At 32.0% G+C, this 12,075-nt stretch carries 7 protein-coding genes; 5 read left to right on the forward strand and 2 right to left on the reverse strand.

What is annotated here, in order from left to right; translation table 11 throughout:
• Window positions 1-134: 134 nt before the first annotated feature.
• Entirely contained in the window at window positions 135-3,809 is a 3,675-nt protein-coding gene (locus tag CLV91_RS14200; protein ID WP_121068893.1) for an efflux RND transporter permease subunit, read from the forward strand.
• Between the two features lie 11 nt (window positions 3,810-3,820).
• Window positions 3,821-5,542, forward strand: coding sequence for an efflux RND transporter periplasmic adaptor subunit (locus CLV91_RS14205; RefSeq protein WP_121068894.1), 1,722 nt, complete (start codon window positions 3,821-3,823; stop codon window positions 5,540-5,542).
• Window positions 5,543-5,638: 96 nt separating this feature from the next.
• On the opposite strand, the gene CLV91_RS14210 is transcribed toward CLV91_RS14205, so the two are convergent.
• Both CLV91_RS14210 and gldJ read right to left on the reverse strand, forming a co-directional pair.
• Complete coding sequence (locus CLV91_RS14210; protein ID WP_121068895.1) at window positions 5,639-6,919, reverse strand: UDP-N-acetylmuramoyl-tripeptide--D-alanyl-D-alanine ligase; 1,281 nt, start codon at window positions 6,917-6,919, stop codon at window positions 5,639-5,641.
• 66 nt (window positions 6,920-6,985) lie between these two features.
• Complete coding sequence (gldJ, locus tag CLV91_RS14215; protein WP_121068896.1) at window positions 6,986-8,647, reverse strand: gliding motility lipoprotein GldJ; 1,662 nt, start codon at window positions 8,645-8,647, stop codon at window positions 6,986-6,988.
• Between the two features lie 455 nt (window positions 8,648-9,102).
• On the opposite strand from gldJ, the gene porV reads away from it, so the two are divergent.
• The 3 genes from porV to pdhA all read left to right on the forward strand — a co-directional run bounded on the left by porV (window position 9,103) and on the right by pdhA (window position 12,072).
• Complete coding sequence (porV, locus tag CLV91_RS14220) at window positions 9,103-10,254, forward strand: type IX secretion system outer membrane channel protein PorV (protein ID WP_121068897.1); 1,152 nt, start codon at window positions 9,103-9,105, stop codon at window positions 10,252-10,254.
• Between the two features lie 134 nt (window positions 10,255-10,388).
• Window positions 10,389-10,874, forward strand: coding sequence for a cytidine deaminase (cdd, locus tag CLV91_RS14225; protein WP_121068898.1), 486 nt, complete (start codon window positions 10,389-10,391; stop codon window positions 10,872-10,874).
• A 199-nt stretch (window positions 10,875-11,073) separates the two neighbouring features.
• On the forward strand, window positions 11,074-12,072 hold the full coding sequence (gene pdhA / locus CLV91_RS14230) for a pyruvate dehydrogenase (acetyl-transferring) E1 component subunit alpha (RefSeq protein WP_121068899.1): 999 nt from the start codon (window positions 11,074-11,076) through the stop codon (window positions 12,070-12,072).
• Window positions 12,073-12,075: the final 3 nt, after the last annotated feature.

The raw sequence follows: 12,075 nt of genomic DNA on the forward strand, positions 1-12,075 counted from the left end.
AATTTTTTTGGAAGCTTTTTTTGTTTACATTGCTTTTGTTTAAATAGCTTATTATTTACAATCATTTAGGAGTTTAAACGTTATTTATAGCAAGAGTTTGGTTTACAGTTAAAAACTCGGAATAAGTAAAAGGTATGCTAAATAAAAGCATTAAATTTTTAATAGAAAACAAGTTAGTAGCTCTTATACTCTTGTTTTTCTTTTTTGCTTGGGGAATTATACATGCGCCATTTAATTTGGGGTTTGGAATATTTCCCAGTAATCCTGTGTCTGTAGATGCTATTCCTAATATTGGGGAAAATCAACAAATAGTTTATACGGAGTGGGAAGGGAAATCTCCACAAGATATAGAAGATCAAATTACGTATCCTTTAACATCTAGTTTACTTGGGACTCCTGGAGTAAAATCAGTAAGAAGTTCATCCATGTTTGGTTTTTCTAGTATTTATGTCATTTTTAAAGATGATGTAGATTTTTATTGGTCAAGAAGTAGACTTTTAGAAAAATTAAATGCCTTGCCTACTAATCTATTGCCTAATGGAGTGAAGCCAACATTAGGGCCAGATGCAACAGCTCTAGGGCAAATATTTTGGTATACTTTAGAAGGTAGAGATGAAAAAGGAGAAGTTACTGGAGGTTGGGATTTACATGAAATAAGGTCTATTCAAGATTTTTATGTTAAAAATGCTCTTTTGGCTGCAGATGGAGTTTCAGAAGTAGCTTCTATTGGAGGGTTTACACAAGAATACCAAATAGACATTAATCCAGAGTTAATGCGGCAATACAATATTACTATTGCAGATGTTGTAAAAGCAGTAAAAGAAAGTAATAAAGATGTAGGAGCAAAGACCATTGAAATAAATCAGATAGAATATTTTGTTAGAGGTTTGGGGTATATAAAAAATAAAGAAGATATTGAAAATACCCAAGTAACAAGCAAAAATTTCACTCCAATAAAGATTAAAGACATAGCTAAAGTTGCTTTTGGTCCAGCAGAACGTAGAGGAGTTTTAGATAAGGAAGGAGCAGAGGTGGTTGGGGGTGTTGTTGTTGCTCGCTATGGGGAAAATCCAATAAATATTATTAAGGGGGTTAAAGACAAAATTAAAGATATAGTTATAGGTTTACCTACAAAAACATTAAAAGACGGTAGGGTTTCTAAACTTACAATTGTGCCTTTTTATGATAGGACTACTTTAATAAAAGAAAGTATAAATACACTTGGAGACGCGTTAACTTTTGAAATATTAATTACAATATTAGTTGTAATAGTAATGCTCTTTAATCTTAGAGTTTCAATTCTTATTTCTGGATTAATGCCTGTTGCTGTTCTTATGGTGTTTATAGCAATGAAACTGTTTAAAGTTGATGCTAATATAGTAGCTCTTTCTGGTATTGCTATTGCAATTGGTACAATGGTAGATATGGGAATAATATTATCAGAGAATATTATTCGCCATTTAGAAACAAAACAAGAAAATGAAAATGTAGATAAGGTAGTTTATAATGCAACAATAGAAGTTTCAGGAGCAATTATTACCGCAGGTTTAACGACTATTATAAGTTTTATTCCAGTGTTTACTTTAACGGGAGCTGAAGGGAAATTATTTGTGCCATTAGCTTTTACAAAGACGGCTGCGTTAACAGCTTCTATGGTCGTTGCGTTATTTGTAATACCGCCTTTTGCTGCAAAATTATTTCAACCATATAAAGCGGTAAAGAGAAAAATAGCAATAGTAGGTAATATAATGCTTGCAGGATTAGGAATAATTACAATTATTTTTGGTTATTATATTGGAGCCTTGTTATTAGGTTTCGCAATTCTAGGGATAATAAAAAAACTAGATAAAATAACAAAAAATAAATTTAAGAACTATCAATTACTATGGAGTAGTTTTGTTATTTTAATTCTGTTAAGTTATTACTGGAGGCCATTAAGTTATGGTACTACAATAGTAGGTAATCTATTCTTTGTTGTAATAATTTGCCTTCTGGTTTTAGGGGTCTTGCTCATATTTCGAAAATATTACGAGGTTATATTGGTATGGGCACTTGCAAATAAAGTTAAGTTTTTAAGTATCCCTATTGGGTTGTTATTTTTTGGCATATTGATAATGGCAAATACAGGGAAAGAGTTTATGCCATCATTAGATGAAGGGTCTTTTTTGCTTATGCCTACTTCTTTGCCGCATTCGGGAACATCTGAAAATAAAAGAATTTTAACACAGTTGGATATGGCGGTTGCTGCTATTCCAGAGATAGAAACTGTGGTTGGTAAGGCAGGAAGGGTAAGTTCTGCATTAGACCCAGCTCCTTTATCAATGTATGAAAATATTATTTTATACAAACCAGAATTTATTTTAGATAAACAAGGAAGTCCAATTTCTTTTAAAGTTAACGAAGAGAATTTTTTCGAAACTAAAGAAGGGGATTTTGTAAAATCAGGAGAGGGTTATACTATAAAAGATTTAATTATAGATGATGATGGGGAGTTTTATAGAAATTGGCGACCAGAAATAAGAAATAGAGATGATATTTGGGAGGCAATTGTAAATGTAACCAAATTACCAGGAGTAACTACAGCACCTAAATTACAACCTATAGAAACCCGCCTTGTAATGTTGCAAACAGGAATGCGAGCTCCAATGGGTATAAAAGTTAAAGGAAATGATTTAAAATCTATTGAGGCATTAGGAATAACTTTAGAAAAGACACTCAAAACTGTTAAAGGAGTTAAAAAAGAAGCTGTATTTGCAGATAGAATTGTAGGGAAACCGTATTTGTTGGTTGATATAGATAGAGAAAAAATAGCTCGCTACGGTGTTTCTATTTTGGAAGTTCAGGAGCTATTAGAGGTGGCTGTAGGAGGAAAAATTTTAACACATACAGTAGAAGGAAGGGAGCGTTATAGTGTTCGGGTTAGATACCCAAGAGAACTAAGAGCTACTCCTGAGGATATAGAAAAAATTTATTTATCAATAGGAAATGAAAATTCTATTCCCCTTTCAGATGTGGTTACAATACGTTATGAAAAAGGACCACAAATTATAAAAAGTGAGGATGGTTTTTTAGTTGGTTACGTTCTTTTTGATAAAGAAGAAGGTTTTGCAGAGGTTAATGTTATTGAAAATGCTAAAGAAAAAATAGAAAGTAAAATTACAGATGGAGAATTAAAAATAAAAAAAGGACTTAGTTATAGTTTTTCGGGAACATATGAAAATCAATTACATGCAGAGAAGACACTGTCATTTATTGTTCCATTAGTACTTTTGGTTATTTTCTTAATACTATACCTTCAATTTAGATCAGTGTCAATATCTTTAATGGTATTTACTGGTGTTGCTGTTGCATTTGCAGGAGGCTTTATTTTAATATGGTTATACGGACAAAGTTGGTTTATGAATTTTAGCATAGGAGCTATTAATTTAAGAGAGCTTTTTCATATAAAAACAATAAATCTTAGTGTAGCTATTTGGGTTGGTTTTATAGCTTTGTTTGGTATAGCTACAGATGATGGAGTGATTATGGCGACCTATTTAAAACAAACATTTAATAAAAATAACCCGGGAAGTATTACAGAAGTTCGAGATTCTGTCTTAGAGGCAGGAAAAAAAAGAATTAGGCCTTGTTTAATGACAACAGGAACTACTATTTTGGCATTATTGCCTATTTTAACGGCAACTGGAAAAGGAAGTGATATAATGATTCCAATGGCTATTCCTAGTTTTGGAGGTATGTTAGTGGCATTGATTTCATTATTTATTGTGCCAGTTTTGTTTAGTTGGTATAAAGAAAGTAAATTAATATAAAGAGAAGTGTAATGGAAAAAAATATGCTAAAAAAGTATAGTATTTATCTTGTTATTTTAATAACAGGTATGGCTTTAGGTTATATTTTTTCTGATTCAAAGCAAGACAATGCGATTAAAGAAGATATAGTTGTTGCTAATAAAGAAGTTAACTGGTCATGCTCTATGCACCCCCAAATAAATGCTAAAGAAAAGGGGAGTTGCCCTTTATGTGGTATGGATTTAACAATTGCTAGTCAAAAAGATGGTGAATTGGAAGCCCACCAATTTAAAATGACAAAAAATGCTTTAGCATTAGCAAATGTAGAAACTACAATAATAGGTTTGGGGAATTTAAATTCAAATACAATTCTTTTGTCCGGAGAAATTACTACTAATGAAAAAACTAATGCAATCCAAACAACTTTATTTGATGGTAGAATAGAAAAGTTAGTAGTTAATTATGTTGGTCAATATGTTAAAAAAGGTCAGTTGGTCGGCTACATATATTCTCCAGAATTGTATGCAGCTCAAGATAAATTACTAACATCTGTTACATATAAAGACACTCATAAGAAATTATATAATGCCGCAAGAAATACACTGGGTTTGTGGAAAATGACAGATGAACAGATTGATGCTATGATTGCTTCTGGTACTCCTATGATGCGTTTTCCAATTTATGCAGATGTTTCAGGAACTGTCACAGAAATTATTGCAGCAGAAGGAAATTGGTATAAACAAGGAGATTCCCTTTATAAAGTAGCTAATTTATATACAGTTTGGGCTGTTTTTGATGCCTATGAAAATCAACTTCCATTTTTAAAAATTGGGCAAAATATTACTATAACTTCTAATGCTTTCAAGGGTGAAGAATTAAAGTCTAAAATAGCATTTATAGAACCCGTGTTAAATGTAAATAGTAGAACTGTAGCTGTAAGAGTTACATTAAATAATAAAAAACAACATTTTAAACCTGGGATGTTCTTGCAAGGGAAAATCAATATTCCTCAAGATGGCAATAAGATTTTAACAACACCTAAGTCTACTGTTTTGTGGACAGGTAAAAGGTCTATTGTATATGTTAAGCCAAACCCTAAAGAATCTGTTTTTGAAATGAGAGAAGTAATATTAGGGAATGTTTTAGGGGATTCATACATAGTTTTGGATGGATTAATTCCTGGAGATGAGGTAGTGACTAATGGAGCCTTTACTATAGATGCTGCAGCGCAATTGCAAGGTAAAAAATCTATGATGTCTAATTCTTTAAGTCAGAGTAATGTAAGAGGGTTAAATGATGAAAGTGGTAAATTAGTTTTTAATGCTAATTTACAATCAGAGTTGCCTAATGTAATTAGTACTTATATTGAATTGAAAGATTTTCTAGTTGCTACAGACTCTAATAAATCTATGGGAAAAGCAAAAGAATTAATGAGTATTCTTTTAAGGGTAAATGAATCTGTTTTAGACAAAGAAACAAAACAATGTATTGTTGCTGTTAGAACTATATCTGAGAAAATTTCGAAGACTATGGATATTAAGGAGCAGCGAAAGCAATTTAAAGGCCTTTCTAAAAATATGGTTGCTATTGCGGAAAAATTAAGTAAGTTAGATCAACCAATTTATGTGCAATATTGTCCAATGGCGGATAATAATAAAGGTGCTACATGGCTAAGTTTTAGTGATGAGGTTTTTAACCCTTATTATGGAGATAAAATGTTGCATTGCGGTAGCGTTACAAAGACTATTCAGTAATTTTACTTGATAATCGAGATTTAAATACTCCGAGGCTTGCCTCGAAATCAAAATTAGTTTCCTAATAAATGCCTCGTGGGCTTACCCCGAGGTGGCTTACTGTATTAAATCCAATATTCTTTCTAAAGCCATTCCTCTAGATCCCTTTATTAATATAGAGGTGTTTTTTGGAACAGCATTTTCTTCTAAGTATACCTTTAAAGTGTCAAAGGAATTAAAGGTGCTTAGTTTCGTTTTTGTTTTAGAAAAATTCTCACCAATCAGATATACTTTTTTAAAAATTAGTTCTTCAGCTAAATCAGCTATGTTTTGGTGTTCTTTATAAGCAGAGCTACCTAACTCAAACATATCGCCTAAAAACAAAATTTTATTATCTTCCTTAATTTGGTTAAAGTTTTCTAATGCGGCCTTCATACTTGTTGGGTTTGCATTATAGGCATCTAAAATAATTTTGCACCCTTCTTTTTCAATTATTTGCGAGCGGTTATTCTCTGGTACATAGTTTTCTATAGCTTCTTTTATGTTTGGTAAGAGAACAGAAAAATATTTCCCCATAATGATAGCTGCGCAACAATTAGTGAAATTATATTTTCCAATTAGTTGAGAATCTATTCTGGTGTCTTCTACTTGGATAGAAACAAAAGGGTTGGCTTCTAGTAAGTTTAACTTATAATAGTCGCTTAGGGTAGTGCTAAAGCCAAATTTTTGGATATAATTTCCAAGTTTTTCTTTTTGAATAGGGTCATCAGCATTTAAGAAAATTTGTTTTTTATTGGTAGTTAAAAAATCGTACAACTCACTTTTTCCTTCAATAACACCTTCTAAACTTCCAAAACCTTCCAAATGTGCTTTACCAAAATTTGTGATATAACCAAAATCTGGCTCTGCAATAGAACATAAAAATGCAATTTCTTTTTTATGATTAGCACCCATTTCTACAACGGCAATTTCTGTGTCTTCTTTAATAGATAATAAAGTTAAGGGAACTCCAATATGGTTGTTTAAATTTCCTTTAGTTGCAATGGTTTTATATTTTGTAGATAATACAGCATGTATAAGTTCTTTTGTTGTGGTTTTTCCGTTACTACCAGTTATGCTAATGATTTTTGCACTACAATAATTTCTATGATAATTGGCAAGTTGTTGTAGTGTGGTAAGAACGTTATTAACTAAAATAACGTCTTTACTATTGGCATATTCTTTTTCATCTACAATAGCTAAGATTGCTCCTTTGGAAAGTGCTTCTTTTGCGTACGTGTTACCATTAAAGTTGTCACCTTTTAAGGCGAAGAAAATACTGTTTTTACTTATTTTTCTAGTATCTGTACTAACTAATTTAAAATCTAAAAAGTGTTGGTGTAATTCCTGTATTGTCATGATTCGAAGATATAAAAAAAGCCCTTTTTAAAAAGGGCTTTTTAATCTATTTATTTTAGAGAAGTATTATTTTGCTTTCTTACCTCTTATTGTCTTGTTTTTAGTTTTAGATTTAGAACCAACTCTAGACATTGCACATCTAAAACCAATATAATCTGTAGCCATATATTGTGGCATATATCTTCTTTGTGCTGGGTCTAACCAGTATGCTCTATCTCTCCAAGAACCTCCTTTAAAAACTCTTACTTCGTCATTAATTAAAGAAGTTCTGTTGTTAGATTGGTCGTATTGTCTTGTAACTACACCAGCAGAATCTCTTTGTACAGAGTGCTTAGGAGCATCATACATTTTTCTTTGATTTTCATCATCCTCACTAAATCTATCGTAGAATCTAGAAGAACTAGCATCACCATCTCTATAACCTCTATTGTCACTTGAAGAGAAGTTTGTTCTTAAATATGTTTCTTCTTCATCAACAGGAACCATTTTAATTTCTCCTGGTAAATTTAAAGCAACTATTTTTCCGTTTGGTAATGTATCATAAACAATAGAGTCTCTAAGTACATTTACTTTACCATCTTTTCCAATAGCAGTTTTCATGTAAATATTTCCTCTGTAATAGTTAAAGTCACTTACTTCATCATCTACTATAGGTCTGTATACATCAGAAACCCACTCGGCAACATTACCAGCCATATCATATAAGCCTAAATCATTTGGTTTGTACGACATTACTTGTGCTGTAATATCTGCCCCATCATCAGACCATCCTGCAATTCCACCATAGTCACCTTTACCTTGTTTAAAGTTCGCTAACTGATCTCCACGACCAACACGTTGTCCGTTTCTAGTGTAATCTCCATCCCATGGGTATTTTTTTCTACCTCTATAGTTATTATACTCTCTAGTTCCGGATTGTGCCTGCGCAGCATATTCCCATTCTGTTTCAGTAGGTAATCTATATTCTGGCATAATAACACCACTACTTCTGTTTGCAAAAGAGCTGGTGCTATCTTTTTTCATTTTTCCTTGTAGAGAATCTATTTGACCATTATAAACAGATTCAGGTCTATTTAAGTAAGCTTCTGTATTAAAGGTACCTGCATCTTCTCCAGTTAATGCTTTGTATTTAGCATCTTTAGCTAAATACCCTTCTCTCTCTAGCATAACTTCATTAACTCTGTCAGTTCTCCATTCAGCAAATTGAGTAGCTTGTATCCAGTTAACACCAACTACAGGATATTCTGCATATGCTGGATGACGTAGGTAATTATTTGTCATGGTTTCGTTAAAACCTAATCGATTTCTCCAAACTAAAGTATCAGGTAAAGCACCTTTATAAATATTTGCATATTTAGGGTTTTCAGGTGGGTATACGCTTTTTAGGTAATCTAAGTACTCTAAATACATAACATTGGTTACCTCTGTTTCATCCATATAAAAGGATTGTACGTGCTGAGAAGTAGGGGTATTGTTCCAATCGTGCATTACATCATCTTGTACTTTACCTTTAGTAAAGGTTCCTCCTTCAATAAACACAAGACCAGGAGCAGTTTCTTGCTCTTTAAAATCTGAGTTGTATTGGAAACCTCCTTCTTTAGCATTTATTTTCCAGCCAGTAGCTCTCGATACATTCTTTGATGATGAAGATTTTTTACAGCTGGTAACTGAAAAACCTCCCGCTATTACGGCACATGAGAGTACAACTTTAATAAACTGTTTTTTCATAATTAGGACTTGAGTTCAAATTGCTACCACAATTAATGCGGTATTAAATTTGTATTTAGATTAATTTTAGTCTTACTTTCGGCTTATAAAACGACGATTTGTGTATAATATTTTATATAATAAAAATATTTTTTAAATCATGCTTAAGAACTATAAGTCTTAAAAGACGTGGTTTAGAATTTATAACGCCTTAATTTCTTTTCTAGTATTAGAAAGCGTATTCTTTTTCAATAATGTTATTTTAAGGTATATTAACTTGTTTTGGACTGTAAATATAAGAGTGATGTTCTTTTTTTTAGTATTTGAAATATTTTTCCTACAAAATTATTTATTAAAATGTTAAGTAGTTATACAAGATATTTTTAAAATGGTCGTTTACCATTTGTATACATATGTTTTAATGTTATTACTTCATAAGTATTCAATATTATATATAAAATCAACCCCTTTATAAAATGAGAAGATTTTCTTTACTTTTTTTACTAGTTTTTGTGATTAAAATGAATGCACAGGACTCAGATCGTGTTATAACCACAGCAGTCCCTTTTCTAACAATTGCTTCTGATGCAAGAGCAGCAGGTATGGGAGATATGGGTGTGGCTACATCTACAGATGCTTTTTCTCAACAATGGAATCCGGCAAAATTTGCATTTGCGGAACGTAAAATGGGTATAGGCGTAAGTTATACGCCATATCTAGAAAGTATAATTACAGACATAGCATTGTTAAATGCTAGTTATTTTAATAAGCTAAACGAACGTAGTGCTTTTGCAGTTAGTTTACGTTATTTTACGTTAGGAGAAATAGAGTTAAGGCAATTTGCAAACGATCCAGGAACCTTGGCAAAACCTAATGAATTAGCAATAGATGGTTCATATTCTTTAAAGTTAAGTGAGGAATTTTCTATGGCTGTTGGCGGTAGATATATAAGGTCTAATTTAAAATTACCACAAACATCAGGTTCTGAAGATTCACAGGCTGCTAGTTCTTTTGCTGTGGATGTGGCTGGGTATTATCGTTCTAGAGAAATGGCATATAATAGTTTTGATGGTCGTTGGAGAGCAGGATTTAATATTTCTAATCTAGGAGGTAAAATACAATATGATGCTGGAGGACAAGAAAACTTTTTACCAACTAATTTAAAATTTGGAGTTGGTTTTGATTTTATATTAGATCAAGATAATACAATAGGAATAACATCAGAATTTAATAAATTATTAGTGCCAACTCCACAAGATTTTAATAATGATGGGGAGGTTAATGGGGAAGATAATGATGAATACCAAAATATAGGAGCTTTTCAAGGAGTATTTAAATCTTTTGGAGATGCACCAGATGGTTTTGGAGAAGAGTTAAAAGAGTTTACATGGGCTTTAGGAGCAGAGTATGTATACCAGGATTCTTTTATGATAAGAACAGGTTATTTTAATGAGAGTGAAGAAAAGGGGTCTAGAAAGTTTTTTACTTTAGGAGCAGGTTTTAGATTTAATTCTGCTCAGATAGATTTATCTTATTTATTTTCTACATCACAAGTGAGAAACCCTTTAGAGAATACATTGCGTTTTTCTTTAACTTTTAATTTAGGAGAAGAGTTCTATAATGATTAAGACCTCAGTATAATTTATATAAAAAACTACACATTTGTGTGGTTTTTTTTTGCGATAATTTTAAGGCAGCTTGTTAATTAGAAAAAATATAAGTTACCTTGTATTCTAAATTTTAAATAAGTAGCGTTCTTTTTATGATAAAGAAAAAAGTGAGTTTTGATATTTCTGTCTTTTCTTCTATGGATGAGTTGGAAAATAGAGATAAAAAATTAATGAAACGAGCAGTAGAGGCAAGAAAAAATGCTTATTCCCCATACTCTAATTTTACTGTAGGTGCAGCCGTTCTTTTAGAAAACGGTGAAATGGTATTAGGTAATAATCAAGAAAATGCAGCCTATCCATCAGGCTTATGTGCAGAACGTGTAGCCGTTTTTTATGCTGGAGCTAATTATCCAGGAATTAAAATAAAAGCTATTGCAATTACAGCAACATCAATTAATTATAAAGTAGATACACCTGCAGCTCCGTGTGGTAATTGTAGGCAAGCAATTTCTGAATATGAAACAAAACAAGAAAGCCCTATAGAATTGTTTTTGATGGGGGAAACCGGTAAAGTGTTAAAATGCAATGCAATAGCAGATATTTTGCCACTTGCATTTACAAGTAGTTTTTTGTTGTAGGGTATCCTTGTGTAGTGTATTATTTAAGAGGATAAAGCATTTTTTAACAAAAGCTATTTTAAAGGTTAATTTTTACTTGTACGTTTTAGTTTATTTTTTTTTACCGATTAATTAATATGTGTATTTTTGCTCTCTGTAACTGGATAGCCAATTAGTTTATTTGGCCAATTATATAGAATCCTAATTAAAGACCTGATTAATGGAAAAAATTACTAAAGAAACCTACCTAAATTGGTACAAAGACATGCTGTTTTGGAGAAAGTTTGAAGACAAACTAGCAGCAGTATATATACAGCAAAAAGTAAGAGGGTTTCTTCATTTATATAATGGACAAGAAGCAGTTTTAGCCGGAGCTTTACATGCAATGGATTTAACTAAAGATAGAATGATTACTGCATACAGAAATCATGTACAGCCAATAGGAATGGGTGTAGACCCTAAAAGAGTAATGGCAGAGCTTTATGGAAAAGTTACTGGAACATCTAAAGGTATGGGTGGTTCTATGCATATTTTTTCTAAAGAACATAGATTTCATGGAGGACACGGTATTGTAGGTGGTCAAATTCCATTAGGAGCTGGTATGGCTTATGGAGATAAGTACCATGGTAGAGATGCTGTAACCTTATGTTATATGGGAGATGGTGCTGTTAGACAGGGTTCATTACATGAAACATTTAACTTAGCAATGCTATGGCAGTTACCAGTTGTTTTTGTTTGTGAGAATAATGGTTACGCAATGGGAACTTCAGTTGCTAGAACTTCACATACAGAAGAAATTTGGAAATTAGGTTTGGGTTATGAAATGCCTTGTGGACCAGTAGATGGTATGAATCCTGTTACGGTTGCACAAGAAATGAGTAAAGCAATTGAAAGAGCAAGAAGTGGTGGTGGACCAACTTTCTTAGAAATGAAAACATATCGTTATAGAGGACATTCCATGTCTGATGCACAACATTATAGAACAAAAGAAGAGGTAGAGGAGTACAAGAAAATTGATCCTATTACTCAAGTTCTAGACGTTATAAAAGAAAAGAAATACGCTACAGACGAAGAAATTAAGCAAGTGGCAAAAGATGTTAAGGCATTAGTTTCTGAATGTGAGAAATTTGCTGAAGAGTCTGATTATCCTCCAGTAAACCAATTATATGATATGGTTTATGAGCAAGAAGATTTTCCTTTTGTAGAACATAAAAAATAAGTA

The organism is Maribacter vaceletii (assembly GCF_003634105.1).
Classification (GTDB): domain Bacteria; phylum Bacteroidota; class Bacteroidia; order Flavobacteriales; family Flavobacteriaceae; genus Maribacter_B; species Maribacter_B vaceletii.

Coding starts and splice junctions, on each gene's coding strand:
- CLV91_RS14200 (WP_121068893.1), top strand. CDS start 135: ATGCTAAATAAAAGCATTAAATTTTTAATAGAAAACAAGTTAGTAGCT.
- CLV91_RS14205 (WP_121068894.1), top strand. CDS start 3,821: ATGGAAAAAAATATGCTAAAAAAGTATAGTATTTATCTTGTTATTTTA.
- CLV91_RS14210 (WP_121068895.1), bottom strand. CDS start 6,919: ATGACAATACAGGAATTACACCAACACTTTTTAGATTTTAAATTAGTT.
- gldJ (WP_121068896.1), bottom strand. CDS start 8,647: ATGAAAAAACAGTTTATTAAAGTTGTACTCTCATGTGCCGTAATAGCG.
- porV (WP_121068897.1), top strand. CDS start 9,103: ATGAGAAGATTTTCTTTACTTTTTTTACTAGTTTTTGTGATTAAAATG.
- cdd (WP_121068898.1), top strand. CDS start 10,389: ATGATAAAGAAAAAAGTGAGTTTTGATATTTCTGTCTTTTCTTCTATG.
- pdhA (WP_121068899.1), top strand. CDS start 11,074: ATGGAAAAAATTACTAAAGAAACCTACCTAAATTGGTACAAAGACATG.